This is a genomic window from Denitromonas ohlonensis (assembly GCF_007625205.1).
Taxonomy (GTDB): Bacteria; Pseudomonadota; Gammaproteobacteria; order Burkholderiales; family Rhodocyclaceae; genus Nitrogeniibacter; species Nitrogeniibacter ohlonensis.
The window spans coordinates 29,171-45,572 of record NZ_VMNI01000018.1; the positions used below are offsets into that span (position 1 = coordinate 29,171).

The following is a 16,402-nucleotide window of genomic DNA, read 5'->3' on the forward strand; positions in this document are numbered from 1 at the left end:
TCAACCTTGCCCTGTGACGAGGAACATATGATCAAACAAATGAAAAAGCATCTCATCATGGCGGCCGCCGCTGCCGCACTTAGTGTCTCCGCGTCGGCAGTCATGGCCGATAACCACGGTGACATCACAGTGACTGGCCAAGGTGACATCCCCTACGTGATCGACGGTCGTAACGTCGTTGCTCGCAGTGGCACCAACCTGTGCTGGCGCACCGGCTACTGGAGCCCGGCTGCCGCTTCCAGCGTCCTGGCTGGCGAGTTCCCGGTTGGCTGCGGGTGTGATGGCGACATCGTCCCGAAAGACAAGTGCGTAGCCCCGATGGCTGCCGCTACCAAGCCGATGGCCGCTCCGGCGCCGGCACCCAAGCCCACTGCAAACAAGGTCAAGCTGGCCGCAGATGCGCTGTTCGACTTCGACAAGGCCGTCCTGAAAGCAGAAGGCAAAGGCAAGCTGGACAAACTGGCTGCTGAAGCCGGTTCTCTGAAGCTGGAAGTGATCCTGGCTGTTGGTCACACCGACCGTCTGGGTTCCGCTTCTTACAACCAGAAGCTGTCCGAGAAGCGTGCTGCTGCTGTCAAGCAGTACCTGGTCAGCAAAGGTGTTGAAGCCAACCGTGTTTACACCGAAGGCAAGGGCGAATCCCAGCCCGTGACCACCAACTGCAACCAGAAGAGCCGCAAGGCCCTGATCGACTGCCTGCAGCCGGATCGTCGCGTTGAAATCGAAGTTATCGGCTCCAAGTAATTCGGCCCGCTTCGACTGAAAAAGCCCCGCAACCGCGGGGCTTTTTCTTTTCATGCTATCGTTTCGCCACCCTATATTTCGCAAGCCTTTCGCCATGAACGCAGACCCCTCCGAACTTCAGAAATTCGGCGACATGGCCCACCACTGGTGGGACCCCGAATCGGAGTTCCGACCGCTCCACGAAATCAATCCGCTACGCCTGGACTGGATCGACAGCCTCTTCCCCCTGCAAGGCAAAGTCGTGCTGGATGTCGGTTGTGGCGGCGGCCTGCTCTCCGAAGGCATGGCAGCGCGTGGCGCCCAAGTCACCGGAATCGACCTGGGCGAAAAAGCGCTCAGCGTCGCCAAACTCCATCTCCACGAATCCGGCCTCAACGTCAACTATCGGCTCATCAGCGCCGAAGCAATGGCAGTCGAAATGCCCGCCCAGTTCGACGCCGTCACCTGCCTGGAAATGCTCGAGCACGTCCCCGACCCGGCCAGCATCGTCAAAGCATGCGCCGCACTCGTCAAACCCGGCGGCCATGTGTTTTTTTCGACGCTCAACCGCAATCCGAAATCCTATCTGCTGTCCGTCATCGGCGCCGAGTACCTCCTCCGCATGCTCCCGCGGGGCACGCACGACTACGCAAAATTCATCAAACCCTCGGAACTGGCTCGGCACTGTCGATCAAACGACCTGGCGCTTGGCGAACTGACTGGCCTGACCTACAACCCGCTGACACGCGCCTACGCCCTCAGCAAGGACACCGACGTCAACTACCTGATGCACACCCGGCGCCATGTTTGAGGCCGTCCTGTTCGACCTCGACGGCACATTTGCCGATACGGCGCCCGATCTCGGGGGCGCACTCAACGTACTGCTGGCCGAAGACGGCCTGCCAGCACTGCCACTCGCGACACTCCGACCCCACACTTCATCCGGCACCCGGGGCATGCTGCGCATCGGTTACGGCGTCACACCTGATTCCAACCAATTCCCCGAACTGGCGAAGCGCTTCCTGACCCACTACGCCAACGCCCTGTGTGTCGGGTCCAGACTCTTCCCTGGCATCGAAACACTCATCTGCGCCCTTGAAGCCGCGGGTACGCCATGGGGCATCGTCACAAACAAACCCAGGCGCTTCACCGAGCCGCTCGTCAATGCACTCCCGCTGGGATCGCGCGCAGCCTGCGTTGTCAGTGGCGACACCACCCCAAACCCCAAACCCGCCCCGGACAGCCTCCTGTTTGCCTGCCAGGCGCTGAACGTCTCCCCCGCCAGAACCCTCTACGTCGGTGACGACCTGCGAGACATCACCGCCGGAAAAGCCGCCGGCATGCCCACGGCCGCCGCCAATTGGGGGTATCTGGGGGTCGACCACCCGATCGAAACATGGGGCGCCGACTGGATTGTCGACACGCCCGAGGCGCTACTTCACGTCCGCCTTCAAAACTCATGATAGACTGCAAGGGCTTGAAGTCAGGGGCTATAGTCCCCATGTAGCACTTCAAGGGGCCGACTTGGCTTCGACGTGGGTCGCAAAGCAATTGAGTGCATACCGAGGTCCAGTTACCTCGTAAATCAGCTGGAAACAAACTAAACGCCAACGACAAGCGTTTCGCACTCGCCGCTTAATCCCGGTGGGCGCTGCCCCGACAGGTTCCTGGGTCGGATGATGGGGTGAAAATCCCGTCTTGCAGTGTCATTTACAGGAACTCGTGGATGCGTCGGGTTACTTGGCGCATCTCCTAAAACCAAGGTAACTCGTTGCGGGACGGCCCGTCCGTCGGCCAACCCCCGTGATTAAATCCAAATAGACGGGACAAGTATGTAGAGCTCATTGTGGAGGGCTTGCGGACGGGGGTTCGATTCCCCCCGGCTCCACCAACACAGGGGTCCGAAAGGGCCCTGAAAGAAGGCCAGAACGCTCAGTCGGGCGTTCTGGCTTTTTTTATTTTCAAGACCAGTTTGAACCACGAATCTATCTCCAAGCCCGTCCGCCGATAACCAAAAAAACAAGGCCCGATCATTCGATACGGGCCTTGTGCTTTGCAGATCTGGCGACGGACATCAGTCAGGCGTTGGGAGTGTTGCGCTCACTCCAGCCGGGCGATTGACATGCCCTGGCGCCTCGCAACGGACGCTTACTTCGATGCCGCGGCAACGTCCGCCTGAAGTTGCTCAAGGATTTTCCCGCTACGCCCCCCCACCATTTCAACCAGTTTAGCGTTCAAGGGTTTCACGCGCTTGCGAAACACTTCGCGCTCCGCGTCGGTCAAACGGATGACCGTAAGCTTCGGATTATCCTTCTGCATTTTCGCTAGCGCAGCGGCGTTCTTCTCCTTCTGTTTGGCCAGGATGAAGGTTTGCAATTGCTCGCGCACCTCGTTGAGCATGGTTTTGTCTTGTTCGCTCAAACCGTTCCAGAAGTCAGCATTGGCCACCACCGTGGTGGTGTACTCGACATCGCCCGTATAGATCAAATGGGTGGTCACTTCATGGAACTTGGCGCTCTCGATGAAGAACGGCGGATTGACCTGCGCTTGAATCACGTTCATCTGCAGGCCGCTGTAAATCTCGCCCCAAGGCAACGCAACCGGGTTGGCACCATACAGCTTGAACTGCTCGATGAGAATTGGCGAAGTCATTACACGAAACTTCACGTCACTCAGATCTTCCGGTGTGCGTACGGCTTTTTTGGTCGTCCACACCATCTCGCCTTCAGGATAGACGGTGAACAGCTTGAGACCTTTGCTCGCGAAGTCCTTTGCCAGCGAGTCATAGAGCGCCGGACTGCTCGAAAGCACTTTACCCTTTGCGGCATCAGACTCCGGCAGCAAATACGGCAGACTGAGCACCTGAACCTCAGGCACGAAAGTCCCCAGGTGTCCCGGTGAGGCGTTGGAGAACTGGATCGCCCCGCCCGCCGTCAGTTCGGTCAGGTCATTTTCGTTACCCAGCTGACCATAGGTGTACACCGTCACGGTAGTCTTGCCGCCGGTGCGCTCCTCGATGAGGCGCTTGAACTCTTCCGCGTAAAGCGTCTGGACGTCGCCCGGGCTCTCCTCGACGGCAAACTTCCATTCGGCGGCGCTGGCGCTGCTTATCGCCGCCAGCGCCAGCGTGGCGCCACAAAGCAGGGTCTTGAATTTTCCGGTGAATGCCATGGTGGGTGTCTCCTTCCTCGTTATCAGGCAGTCTGTCGGTCAGCCACGATTTGCTGCATGGCGACTCGAAGTCCAGATTACAACGTCGCGATACGACGCCGAATGCACTAGAACAATACAAAGTGCAGACAACGCACCCCGCTCTCCGGCCTCCGCTGTCCAGCGCCCTCCGCCGGTCACGCGCCGGATTTCCTGACCGTGTGAGGCGCGTGCCTCGCGCTGGGGCCGCCATGAAGCCGGAAAATTGCTGCAGGGCGATGGCGATTTTGACCCGGAACAATATTGTTCTAGAGCAATCTGGCGCACTTTCACATGCCGCTAGACTGCTCAGGTCACAAAAACAAAAAGCGATGTGACCGCCAGTAGTACCCGCAGCTCAACGCCGAAGGAGGAATACCCATGGACTCAATGTCCGAAGGCGGCATCGTGTTGCGCGGCGCGCGCCGAGTCGATCGCGCGCTCGCCCGCCTCGAAAAAATACTGCTAGCCGGCGCGGTCATCCTGATGGCCGTCAATACCATCGGCAATGTGGTCGTCCGGCTGGGCTTCAGCTCCAGCCTGTTCTTTGCTGAAGAGCTTAACCAGTTCCTCATCGTCCTCGTCACCTTCGTCGGCACCAGCGCAGCCGCTCGCCAGGGGCGGCACATCCGCATGTCGGCGCTCACCGACATGCTGCCGCTCAAATACCGCCGCTGGATGTTCGCCTTCATCCAGTCAACCACGGCGATCGTCCTGGCCGCCCTGGCGTGGTACGCGGCCACCTACATCCTGCGCGTTCAGGGCCTGGGCCGGGTGACACCGGCCATGCAGGTGCCGATGTGGATCACCCTGGTCTGGCTGCCGCTCGGCCTCGGTATTGCCGCATTGCAGTTCGTACTCGCCTCTGCCGCCAACCTGCGCAGCAAGGACGACGCCTACCTCGCAGCCAATGTGCGTGAGCAGGACGACGTCGACATGCCCACCGTCTGAGGAACACGACAATGGCTCTCACGATTATTCTCGTCATGCTGGTCCTGCTGCTGCTCGGCTATCCGATGCTCGTCCCGATGCTGGTGGCGACCTTCGTCGGCTTCTTCGTCTACTTCCCGATGCTCAAGTCGGACATCATCGTTCAGCAGATGATCAGCGGCATCAGCCCGGTGGCACTGATCACCGTGCCCATGTTCATTCTCGCCGCCGACATCGTCACCCGCGGGCATACTGCCAACCGGCTGCTCGATCTGGCGATGACCTTCTTCGGCCATGTGAAGGGCGGCCTGGCGGTCACCACCGCCGTGGCGTGCACCCTGTTCGGTGCGATTTCCGGCTCCACTCAAGCCACCGTGGTGGCCATCGGCGGCCCGATCCGCCCGCGCATGCTGCAGGCGGGCTACGACGACCGCTTCACCACCGCGCTGATCATCAACGCCTCCGACATCGCCTTCCTGATCCCGCCCAGCATCGGCATGATCGTCTTCGGCATCGTCGGCAAGGTGTCGATCGGCGAGCTGTTCCTTGCCGGCATCGGGCCGGGCCTGCTGATCCTGGTGCTGTTCAGCGCCTACTCGGTGTGGTACGCATGGCATCACAAGATTCCGCTGGCCCCGCGCATCGGCTGGGCCGACCGCCTTCGCGCCTCGCGCAAGGCAGTGCTCGCACTGATGTTCCCGGTACTGATCATCGGCGGGCTGTATGCCGGCTACTTCAGCCCCACCGAGGTGGCCGCCATCGCGGTGCTCTACGCCTTCATCCTCGAGGTGTGCATCTACCGCGCGGTCAAGCTCAAGGACATCCCGCGCATCGCCTACTCCACCGGCCTGATCACCGGCATCGTGTTCGTGCTGGTCGGCACTGGCGCGGCCTTTTCGTGGATCATCTCCTTCGCCCAGCTGCCGCAGCAACTGATCGCCTCGATCGGTCTGGCCGACGCCGGCCCCTACACCATCCTGTTCGTGATCTCGCTGTCCTTCTTCATCGGTTGCATGTTTGTGGACCCGATCGTGGTGACGCTCATCCTCACACCGATCTTCATGCCGCTGGTCAATGCCGCGGGCATCGATCCGGTGCTGGTCGGCACGCTGGTCACGTTGCAGATGGCCATCGGCTCGTGCACGCCGCCCTTCGGCTGCGACATCTTCACGGCCTGCGCAATCTTCCGCAAACCCTACCTTGAGGTGATCGCCGGCACGCCGCCGTTCATCATCATCCTACTGTTCGCCACCCTGCTGCTGGTGCTGGTGCCCGACATCGCGCTGCTGTTGCCACGGCTCGCCTTCCACTGAGAACGTGTGAAGAGATCGTTGCGAGCAGGACCGAGTGCAAGGCCGCATTTGGCAACTGCGCGAGCGAACGACGAGACATATCAAATAGATAGGCGAGGAGTGAGCAAGTGAGCAACACAGCAAACGGCACGCACAGTAGATTTATTCACACGTTCTGAGCCCGGAGCCCGAATTGAGAATCGACATCCTCCCGCACCACGACCCGATGACACCGCCCGAGCAGGCGCGGATCGGCCTGCTGGCGCTGGCCACCGACCTGTGCAGCGAGGCCGACCTGCGCCGCATGCTGCCCGACACGGTCGGCCTCTACAGCAACCGGGTGCGTCACGAAAACCCGATGAGCCTCGAGGCGCTGCGCCGCGTCGCCGACGACTTGCCCCGTGCCGGCCGAGACCTGCTACCCGGGCTCGCGCTCGATGTGGTGGTGTATGGCTGCACCTCAGGCACCATCGCCCTGGGCGAGGCCGAAACGCTGGCGATGATCGCCCGCGCGCGGCCTTGCCGCCACCAGACCACGCCGGTCACCGCCAGCCTGGCGGCGCTCGCTCACCTGGGCGCGAAGCGGGTGTCGATCCTCACGCCCTACCGCGCCGAGGTCAATCGCGCGCTGGGCGAGTACTACGCCAGCCGCGGCCTTGAGGTGCTCAACGTCTCGGGCCTGGACATGGACGACGACTACGCCATGACCGCGCTGCACCCCGACACGCTGGTGGATGCCGGCGTCGCGGCGATGGCCGACGACGCCGACGCGCTGTTCATCTCATGCACGGCACTGCGCTCGAGCCGTGCCGTCGAGCGGCTCGAGGCGAAACTCGGCCGCCCGGTGGTCACCAGCAATCAGGCCATCGCCTGGCATGCGCTGCATCTCACCGGCCAGGGCGCCGGCGCAGTGGCGCCGGGTCGCCTGTTTCGAACCCTCGCACAAGGTGCCTCATGACCGACGATATCCGCCCCATCGACATCTACCGCGCCCGCCACCGGCTGCGCGGCCACATACTGCACACCCAACTGGTCCGCTCGCCCAGCCTCTCGGAACACACCGGCGGCGAGGTGCATCTCAAGCTCGAATGTCGCCAGATCACCGGCAGCTTCAAGCTGCGCGGCGCCACCAACGCGCTGCTCTGCCTGGATGACGACGCCCGTGCCCGTGGCGTGATCGCCGTGTCCACCGGCAACCACGGCCGCGCGCTGGCCTATGCCGCGCATCAGCTCGGGGTGCGCGCGGTGATCTGCATGTCGAAGCTGGTGCCATCCAACAAGGTCGAGGCGATCCGCGCGCTCGGCGCCGAGGTGCATATCGTCGGCAACAGCCAGGACGAGGCCGAGGTCGAGGTGGCCCGCCTGATCCGCGACGAGGGCCTGACGCTGCTGCCGCCCTTCGACCACCCCGACATCATCGCCGGCCAGGGCACCGTCGGCCTCGAACTGCTCGACGATCTGCCAGGCCTCGACACCGTGCTGGTGCCGCTGTCCGGCGGCGGGCTGCTGGCCGGCGTGGCGCTGGCGCTCAAGCGCGCGTCACCGCAGATCCGCGTGATCGGCGTCACCATGGAGCGCGGCTGCGCCATGCATGCGAGTCTGGCCGCCGGCAAGCCGGTGCAGGTCGAGGAGCTCGAAACGCTGGCCGACTCGCTCGGCGGCGGCATTGGTCTGGACAACCGCTACACTTTCCGGATGGCGCAGACGCTGGTGGACGATGTGGTGCTGGTCACCGAGGAAGACATCGCCGCGGCCATCCGTCATGCTTACACCAAGGAACAGATCATCATCGAAGGCAGTGGCTCGGTCGGTATCGCCGCCCTGCTCTCAGGACGCCTCAAGACCACCGGCACGACGGCCATCCTGGTCAGCGGCGCGAACATCGACATGGCGCTCCACCGCCGCATCGTGTGCGGCATGGAGACCTGAACGACCAGCCCCTTCGGTCCGGGAGTCATCGGTATGGAGCAATGGCGCAAGGCACTCGACGCGGTACGCAGCGGCGAATCCAAGTACAAGGTGCTCGTCGAGGCGATCACACGGGACATCGACAGCGGCGTGCTCAAGGAAGGCGTGCGCCTGCCACCGCAACGCCAGGTCAGCCTGGCGGTGGGCATCAGCGTGCAGACCGTCACCAATGCCTACAAGGAGCTGGAGCAGCACGGCCTGATCCGCTGCGAGGTCGGGCGTGGCAGCTTCGTCGCCAAGCGCGTCACTGAAAAGGTCGCCACCTACATGCTCGACCGCGCCGAGCGCGCGCTGATCGACTTCTCCATCGTGCGCATCGTTCACACCGCCGAGCACGGCCGCCTGTGGCGCAAGGCCTGCGCCGATCTGGCCACCCAGGTCGACCAGCCATGGATGCGCGCCTACCGGCCGATCGCCGGCTTCGAATACCACCGCGCGGCCGGCGTCGAGTGGATGGCCTCGCTGGGGCACGAGGCCCGCGTCGAAACCACGCTGATCACCAACGGTGCCTCGCACGCCATCTTTCTCGCGCTCGCCTCGCTGGTCAGCCCCGGCGACGTGGTGCTGAGCGAGAACATCACCGACCACGGCGTGATCGGCACCGCGCAGGTGCTCGGCTTCACGCTCAAGGGCCTCGATACCGACGAATACGGCATCCAGCCCGACCACTTCGAAGAGATGTGCGCCAACGAACGTGTCACCGCACTGGTCACCACGCCCAACCTGAACAACCCCACCTCCTCGATCATGCCGGATGCACGGCGGCGTGCGATCGCCCGCATCGCCAACCGCTACGGGGTGTATGTGATCGAGGATGACGTCTTCGGCCCGCTGCTGTCCAGGCGAACACAACCGATCGCCAACCATATCCCCGATCTCGGCTTCTATTGCACCAGCCTGACCAAATCGGTGCTCACCGGCCTGCGCACCGGCTATCTGAGCATGCCGAAGAAGATGGCCCTGCGCGTCGAGAGCATCCTGCGCGTCAACTGCTGGATGGCCACGCCGCTAATGGCCGAAATTGCCACCCGCTGGATCGCCGACGGCACTGCCAATCACCTCATCGAGATCCAGCGCGAGCGCCTCGGCCGCCGACACGACATGGTGCTCGAAGTGCTGGGCGACTACCGCCTCGGCAGCCATCCGGAATCCCTCTCGGCGTGGCTGCGCATTCCCCAGCACTGGCGGCTCGACGCGCTCGCACAGCAACTGCGCAACAGCCATATCGCGGTCACCCTGCCCGACCCCTTCCTCGTCCTTGGCACCCCGCGACCCGACGCGATCCGCATCTGCCTGGGCGCCGAAGGCAGCGACGTGCGCATGCATTCGGCCCTGTCCACCCTGCGCAGCGTGTTTCAGCAATACCCCCACGTCCACGCCACGCTCTGAGCGCGCCCATGCGGCACCCCGCACCAATATCCGCGGCAATGCACTAGGACAAAAGAAAGCCAAATTCCACGCCCTACACTTGATTGCAATGACCTGAACCCGTTCGTTCAGGCCTGCAACGCAAAGAGGGCGGTATGTCGAATGTCATTTTGCTGAACGAGAAGGACCTGCGCGCCAGCGTCACGCTGGATCTGGCGGCCATCGACTGCATCGAGCAGGCCTTCCGCATCCTCGCCACCGAGGATGTGATCATGCCGCCGATCCTGCGTCTGGACATCCATGCGTACAACGGCGAGGTGGACGTCAAGACGGCCTACCTGCCGGGCCTCGACAGCTTCGCCATCAAGGTCAGCCCCGGCTTCTTCGACAACCCGAAACTCGGCCTGCCGAGCCTCAACGGCATGATGATGTTGTGGTCGGCCCGCACCGGCATCCTCGAAGCGCTGCTGCTCGACAACGGCTACCTCACCGCCGTGCGCACCGCCGCCGCCGGCGCTGTCGCCGCGCGCTGGCTGGCCCGCGAGGACGCCCATCGCGCCGCCGTCATCGGTGCCGGCGAGCAGGCCCGGCTGCAACTGAAGGCGCTGACGCTGGTGCGCAAGATCACCTCGGCCACCGTCTGGGCACCGCACAGTGACGCCGCGCAGCGTTTTGCCGACAACATCGGGCGCGAACTGGGCATTGCCATCACCCCGTGCACCGATATCGATCACGCCATGGCCGAGGCCGATGTCGCCATCACCACCACGCCGAGCCGCGAGCCACTGATCCAGGCCCGCCACCTGCGCCCCGGCCTGCACATCACCGCCATGGGCTCGGACGCCGAACACAAGAACGAGATCGCCCCCGACGCGCTGGCCGCCTGCACTTATGTGTGCGACCGGGTGAGCCAGGTCCGCGTGCTCGGCGAACTGCATCACGCCATCGACGCCGGCACGGTCGCCGCCGACGCGCAACCGGCCGAACTCGGTCAGGTCATCGCCGCGCAGCGCCCGGGTCGCACGCGTGCCGACGAGGTCACCCTGTGCGACCTGACCGGCACCGGCGCACAAGACACCGCCATTGCCAACTTCACCTACGCACGCGCCATCGAGCGCGGCCTGGGTCTGTCATTCGCGTCCTGAGCCCGGCACATGACACACGCCCTCCGCCTCCCCTTTGAGCGCAGCGAGTACGCCCAGCGCCTGGCCAAGACCCGTGCCGCCATGGCAAAAAAGGGCGTGGACCTGCTGATCGTCACCGACCCGGCCAACATGCACTGGCTCACCGGCTACGACGGCTGGTCCTTCTATGTGCACCAGTGCGTGCTGCTCGGGCTGGACGGCGAGCCGGTGTGGTTCGGCCGCGGCCAGGACACCAACGGCGCCCGCCTCACCACCTGGCTCGCGCCCGACAACAGGGTCGGCTACCCCGATATCTACGTGCAGTCCACCGAACGCCACCCCATGGACTACCTGTCCACCGAGGTGATTACCGCGCGCGGCTGGCACACCAAGCGCATCGGCGTGGAGATGGACAACTACTACTTCAGCGCCGCCGCCTTCGCCTCGCTGCAAAAGCATCTGCCGCAGGCCACGTTCGTCGACACCAACGCCCTGGTGAACTGGCAGCGCGCGGTCAAGTCGCCGCAGGAGATCGCCTACATGCGCATCGCCGCGCGCATCGTCGAGAAGATGCACGAGAAGATCGTCGAGGTCATCGAGCCGGGCATGCGCAAGAACGAACTGGTCGCCCAGATCTACTCGACCGCCATCCTCGGCGCCGAGGGCCACGGCGGTGATTACCCCTCGATCGTGCCGATGCTGCCCACCGGCGCCGACGCCGCCGCCCCGCACCTGACCTGGGACGACTCGCCCATGCCGGCCGACTCGGGCACCTTCTTCGAGATCACCGGCTGCTACCGGCGCTATCACTGCCCGCAGTCGCGCACGGTGTATCTGGGCCGCCCGCCGAAGCACTTCATCGAGGCCGAAAAAGCCATCATCGAAGGCATCGAGGCCGGCCTCGACGCGGCCAAACCCGGCAACACCTGCGAGCACATCGCCAACGCCTTCTTCGCCGTGCTCAAGCGCTACGGCATCGACAAGAGCAGCCGCTGCGGCTACCCCATCGGCGCCAGCTACCCGCCCGACTGGGGCGAGCGCACGATGAGCCTGCGCCCCGGCGACCAGACCGTGCTCGAGCCCGGCATGACCTTCCACTTCATGCCCGGCCTGTGGCAAGACGACTGGGGCCTGGAGATCACCGAAAGCATCCTCATCACCGACACCGGCGTCGAGCCCCTGTGCACCACGCCACGCAAACTGTTCGTCAAGCCCTGATCGCGGGCGGACGGATCGAACCACCCCGATCAAGGGAGACAAACGAGATGACCACTGAAGTCAAACTGCCCTTCACACGCAGCGAGTACGCCCAGCGCCTGGCCAAGACCCGCGCCGCCATGGCCCAGCGCGGCGTCGACCTGCTGATCGTCACCGACCCGGCCAACATGAACTGGCTGACCGGATACGACGGCTGGTCCTTCTATGTGCACCAGTGCGTGCTGGTCGCGCTGGAGGGCGAGCCGTTGTGGTTCGGCCGCGGCATGGACGGCAACGGCGCGGCGCGCACCGCCTACATCGCGCCCGAGAGCATCATCCGCTACCCGGACCACTATGTGATGTCCACCGAACGCCACCCGATGGACTACCTGTCCACCGAGGTGATTACCGCGCGCGGCTGGCACACCAAGCGCATCGGCGTGGAGATGGACAACTACTACTTCAGCGCGGCCGCCTTCGCCTCGCTGCAAAAGCACTTGCCGCAGGCCACGTTCGTCGACACCAACGCCCTGGTGAACTGGCAGCGCGCGGTCAAGTCGCCGCAGGAGATCGCCTACATGCGCATCGCCGCGCGCATCGTCGAGAAGATGCACGAGAAGATCGTCGAAGTGATCGAGCCGGGCATGCGCAAGAACGAGCTGGTGGCGCAGATCTATTCGACCGCCATCATGGGCGCCGAAGGCCACGGCGGGGACTACCCGTCGATCGTGCCGATGCTGCCCACCGGCGCCGACGCCGCCGCCCCGCACCTGACCTGGGACGATTCGCCCATGCCGGCCGACTCGGGCACCTTCTTCGAGATCACCGGCTGCTACCGGCGCTATCACTGCCCGCAGTCGCGCACGGTGTACCTGGGCCGCCCGCCGAAGCATTTCATCGAGGCCGAAAAAGCGATCATCGAAGGCATCGAGGCCGGCCTCGATGCGGCCAAACCCGGCAACACCTGCGAGCACATCGCCAACGCCTTCTTCGCCGTGCTCAAGCGCTACGGCATCGACAAATCCAGCCGCTGCGGCTACCCCATCGGCGCGAGCTACCCGCCCGACTGGGGCGAGCGAACCATGAGCCTGCGCCCCGGCGACACCACCGTGCTCGAGCCCGGCATGACCTTCCACTTCATGCCCGGCCTGTGGCAAGACGACTGGGGCCTGGAGATCACCGAAAGCATCCTCATCACCGACACCGGCGTCGAGCCCCTGTGCACGACGCCGCGCAAACTGTTCGTCAAGGAGTGAGTGTCATGAAACCCTCACCAATCAGCCCGACCGTCGACTTCGACCGCGACGGCGTGCAGCACGGCTTTCTCAAGCTGCCCTATTCGCGCGATGCCGCCGCCTGGGGGGCGGTGATGATTCCGGTCACCGTGGTGCGCAACGGCAGCGGCCCCACCGCGCTGCTCACCGGCGCCAACCATGGCGACGAGTACGAAGGCGCGGTGGCGCTGCGCAAGCTCACCGACACGCTCACGCCCGAGCAGGTGCGCGGCCGCGTGATCATCGTGCCCTTTCTCAACTTTCCGGCCTTTCGCGCCGGCACGCGCACCTCGCCGATCGACAAGGGCAACCTCAACCGCAGTTTTCCCGGCAAGCCCGACGGCACGGTGACCGAGAAGATTGCCGACTACATCCAGCGCCACCTGCTGCCGCTGGCCGACTATGTGCTGGACATCCATTCCGGCGGCAAGACGCTCGACTTCCTGCCCTTCGCGGCGATCCATGTGCTCGACGACAAGGCACAGGAAGCGCGTTGCCAGATGGCCATGGATGCCTTCGGCGCGCCCTACTCAATGCACATGCTCGAACTCGACAGCGTCGGCATGTTCGACACCGCGGCCGAAGAGGCCGGCAAGGTGTTCGTCTCCACCGAGCTCGGTGGCGGCGGCACGGCGACCGCCAGGAGCATCGCCATCGCCGAGCGCGGCGTGCGCGACTTCCTGATCCACTGCGGCATCTGCCAGGGCGAGGCCTCGCAGCGTCAATCGATCAAGCTCGACATGCCCGACGGCGACTGCTACGTCGCCTCGACGCACGACGGCCTGCTCGAGATGTGCGTCGACCTCGGTGATCCGGTGAACACCGGCGATGTGGTCGGCCGGGTGTATGACGTGACGCGCACCGGCAGCGCACCGGTCGAGTATCGCGCCGCACGCGGCGGCATTCTCGCGGCACGGCACTTCCCCGGCCTCATCAGCGTCGGCGACACCCTCGCGGTAATCGCCGACGTGGTCGGCTGACCCCGACCCCCAATTCATATTCAACACCGTCCGAACGGCACCGGCCGGGACGCACATCCGACCAAGGAGAGACTGCAATGAACGACTACGAAAACCACACCGGAACGGCATCGGTCTGGGCCGGCGAAGAACACCTGTTCGCCGAGAACGCCATCTGCCTGCCCGTCTACAATTCCGTCACCTTCGGCTATGACGACATGGACGAATGGCACCAGGTCGGCATGGGCAAGAAGAAAGGCCACATCTACTCGCGCAACACCAACCCCACGGTGCGCCCGCTCGAAGAGAAGATCCGCCTCATGGACGGCGGCGAAGAAGCCACCAGCTTCTCCACCGGCATGGCCGCCATCAGCAACACGCTGTTCACCCTGCTCGGCCCGGGCGACCGCGTGGTGGCGATCAAGGACACCTACGGCGGCTCGAACAAGATCTTCATCAAGTTCCTGCCGCAGATGAAGGTCGACGTATGCATGGTCGACACCAGCGATTTCGACGCCATCGAGCGCGAGGTCAAGAAGGGCTGCAAGGTGCTCTACCTCGAGACGCCGACCAACCCCACGCTGAAGATCGTCGACATCGAGCGCCTCGCCAAGGTGGCGCACGAACACGGCGCCATCGTGGTGGTCGACAACACCTTCGCCACGCCGATCAACCAGCGCCCGATCAGCCTCGGTGCCGACGTCGTCGTGTATAGCGCCACCAAATACCTCAACGGCCACTCGGACGTGATGGGCGGCCTGGCCGTCGGCAAGAAGGCACTGATCGACCAGATCTTCCACTACCGCGAGATCACCGGCGCCACCCTGCATCCGCAGTCGGCCTACATGATCCTGCGCGGCATGAAGACGCTGGAGCTGCGCATCGCGCGCCACAACGAAAACGCCATGAAGGTCGCCACCTTCCTGTCGCAGCACCCGAAGGTCGACCAGGTCTTCTACCCCGGCCTGGAAACGCACCTGAACCACGCCATCGCGAAGAAACAGATGCGCGGCTTCGGCGGCATGCTCAGCTTCTCGCTCAAGGGCGGCTTCGAGAACGTGGTGACCGTGCTGGAGAACCTCAAGTACGCTCACAAGGCGGCCAGCCTCGGTTCCGTCGGCACCCTCGTCGGCCCGCCGCGCACCACCAGCCACGTCGAGCTGACCGAGCAGGAACGCGCCAACGCCGGCATCCCCGAGAGCCTCATCCGCTACTCGGCCGGCATCGAGAACGGCGACGACCTGGTGGCCGACCTGGAGCAGGCGCTGGCGAAAATCTGATCCGCCGTCCCAACCATTCCGTCACCCCTGCCCCGCCCGTGCGGCGTGGCAGGGGGAGGAGCCCGCATGAGTGAACTGCAGGAAGTCAAAGTCCCCGATATCGGCGATTACGCCGATGTGCCGGTGATCGAGCTCTACGTCAAGGTCGGCGACACCATCGCCGTCGATGACCCCATCGTCACGCTCGAGTCCGACAAAGCCACCATGGACGTCCCGTCCGAGGTCGCCGGTGTGATCAAGGAAGTCAAAGTCGCCCTGGGCGACCGTGTGGCCGAAGGCAGCGTGCTGATCGTTGTCGACGCCGCCGGCGCGGGCGCGGCGGCCGCTCCGGCGGCAGCCGCAGCCCCGGCCCCCGCAGCCGCACCGGCCGCCGCGCCGGCCGCTGCCGGTGGTGGCGTGGTCGAAGTCAAAGTGCCCGACATCGGTGATTTCGATTCCGTGCCGGTGATCGAGCTCTACGTTAAAGTCGGCGACACCATCGCCGTCGATGACGCGATCGCCATGCTCGAGTCCGACAAAGCCACCATGGACGTCCCCTCCACTGCCGCTGGCGTGGTCAAGGAAGTCGTGGTGGGACTCGGCAGCAAGGTCTCCGAAGGCTCGGTGCTGATCAAGGTCGCCGCGGCTGGCGCTGCCGTAGGGCCGGCTTCAGCCGGCCAACCAGTCGATGGCGGGTTGAAACCCGCCCTACCGACGGCCCCTGCCCCCGCAGCCGCCTCGCATGCCGGGGGTGCCGACATCGAGGTCGACATGCTCGTCCTCGGCGCCGGCCCGGGGGGTTACTCTGCCGCCTTCCGCGCGGCCGACCTCGGCCTGAAAACCGTCATCGTCGAGCGCTACGCCACCTTCGGCGGCGTCTGCCTCAACGTCGGCTGCATCCCCTCCAAAGCCCTGCTGCACGTGGCCGCGGTGATGGATGAGGCCCAGCACATGGGTGGCGCGGGCGTGAGCTTCGCTAAGCCCACGGTCGATCTCGACGCCCTGCGCAAGCACAAGGAAGGCGTGGTCGGGAAGCTCACCGGCGGTCTGGCCGGCATGGCCAAAGGCCGCAAGGTCGACATGGTGCGTGGCTACGGCCACTTCCTCGACCCGAATCAC

Annotated in this window: 15 protein-coding genes and 1 other RNA gene; 15 read left to right on the forward strand and 1 reads right to left on the reverse strand. The window is 64.4% G+C overall.

The window, feature by feature from the left end; all coding sequences use genetic code 11:
* Positions 1–27: 27 nt before the first annotated feature.
* The 4 genes from FHP89_RS17140 (at position 28) to ssrA (ending at position 2,614) form a co-directional block, all read left to right on the forward strand.
* Entirely contained in the window at positions 28–744 is a 717-nt protein-coding gene (locus tag FHP89_RS17140) for an OmpA family protein (protein WP_144179972.1), read from the forward strand.
* 94 nt (positions 745–838) lie between these two features.
* Positions 839–1,534, forward strand: a complete 696-nt coding sequence (gene ubiG / locus FHP89_RS17145) for a bifunctional 2-polyprenyl-6-hydroxyphenol methylase/3-demethylubiquinol 3-O-methyltransferase UbiG (RefSeq protein WP_144179970.1) — start codon at positions 839–841, stop codon at positions 1,532–1,534.
* Positions 1,527–2,186: a phosphoglycolate phosphatase gene (gene gph, locus FHP89_RS17150; protein ID WP_144179968.1), complete on the forward strand. Its 660-nt coding sequence runs from the start codon at positions 1,527–1,529 to the stop codon at positions 2,184–2,186. Before ubiG ends, gph begins: the two co-directional genes overlap by 8 nt.
* A 52-nt stretch (positions 2,187–2,238) precedes the next feature.
* Positions 2,239–2,614, forward strand: a transfer-messenger RNA (tmRNA) gene (ssrA, locus tag FHP89_RS17155).
* 257 nt (positions 2,615–2,871) lie between these two features.
* Here the strand turns inward: ssrA and dctP are convergent.
* A complete protein-coding gene (dctP, locus tag FHP89_RS17160; protein WP_144179965.1) occupies positions 2,872–3,894 on the reverse strand; it encodes a TRAP transporter substrate-binding protein DctP in 1,023 nt (340 codons plus the stop codon).
* 399 nt (positions 3,895–4,293) lie between these two features.
* Between dctP and FHP89_RS17165 the strand changes: the two genes are divergently transcribed.
* From FHP89_RS17165 to FHP89_RS17215, 11 genes are all read left to right on the forward strand, one after another.
* A complete protein-coding gene (locus FHP89_RS17165; RefSeq protein ID WP_144179962.1) occupies positions 4,294–4,863 on the forward strand; it encodes a TRAP transporter small permease in 570 nt (189 codons plus the stop codon).
* A gap of 11 nt (positions 4,864–4,874) precedes the next feature.
* Entirely contained in the window at positions 4,875–6,155 is a 1,281-nt protein-coding gene (locus tag FHP89_RS17170; RefSeq protein ID WP_144179959.1) for a TRAP transporter large permease, read from the forward strand.
* Between the two features lie 172 nt (positions 6,156–6,327).
* Positions 6,328–7,092: a maleate cis-trans isomerase family protein gene (locus FHP89_RS17175; protein ID WP_144179956.1), complete on the forward strand. Its 765-nt coding sequence runs from the start codon at positions 6,328–6,330 to the stop codon at positions 7,090–7,092.
* Complete coding sequence (gene eutB / locus FHP89_RS17180; protein WP_144179953.1) at positions 7,089–8,063, forward strand: hydroxyectoine utilization dehydratase EutB; 975 nt, start codon at positions 7,089–7,091, stop codon at positions 8,061–8,063. Before FHP89_RS17175 ends, eutB begins: the two co-directional genes overlap by 4 nt.
* A 33-nt stretch (positions 8,064–8,096) precedes the next feature.
* Positions 8,097–9,491 (forward strand): MocR-like ectoine utilization transcription factor EhuR, encoded by a 1,395-nt coding sequence (ehuR, locus tag FHP89_RS17185; RefSeq protein WP_144179950.1) that lies wholly within the window; start codon positions 8,097–8,099, stop codon positions 9,489–9,491.
* 134 nt (positions 9,492–9,625) lie between these two features.
* Positions 9,626–10,615, forward strand: coding sequence for a cyclodeaminase (locus FHP89_RS17190; protein WP_144179948.1), 990 nt, complete (start codon positions 9,626–9,628; stop codon positions 10,613–10,615).
* 9 nt (positions 10,616–10,624) lie between these two features.
* The gene (gene doeA, locus FHP89_RS17195) at positions 10,625–11,812 is read left to right on the forward strand and encodes an ectoine hydrolase DoeA (protein WP_144179945.1); all 1,188 of its coding nucleotides are present in this window, start codon (positions 10,625–10,627) and stop codon (positions 11,810–11,812) included.
* Between the two features lie 47 nt (positions 11,813–11,859).
* Positions 11,860–13,047, forward strand: coding sequence for an ectoine hydrolase DoeA (gene doeA, locus FHP89_RS17200; RefSeq protein WP_144179942.1), 1,188 nt, complete (start codon positions 11,860–11,862; stop codon positions 13,045–13,047).
* A 5-nt stretch (positions 13,048–13,052) separates the two neighbouring features.
* Positions 13,053–14,045, forward strand: coding sequence for a N(2)-acetyl-L-2,4-diaminobutanoate deacetylase DoeB (gene doeB / locus FHP89_RS17205; protein ID WP_144179940.1), 993 nt, complete (start codon positions 13,053–13,055; stop codon positions 14,043–14,045).
* A gap of 77 nt (positions 14,046–14,122) precedes the next feature.
* A complete protein-coding gene (locus tag FHP89_RS17210; protein WP_144179938.1) occupies positions 14,123–15,304 on the forward strand; it encodes a cystathionine gamma-synthase family protein in 1,182 nt (393 codons plus the stop codon).
* A gap of 66 nt (positions 15,305–15,370) precedes the next feature.
* The coding region (locus FHP89_RS17215) for a biotin/lipoyl-containing protein (RefSeq protein WP_144179936.1) at positions 15,371–16,402 on the forward strand (1,032 nt) is incomplete at its 3' end.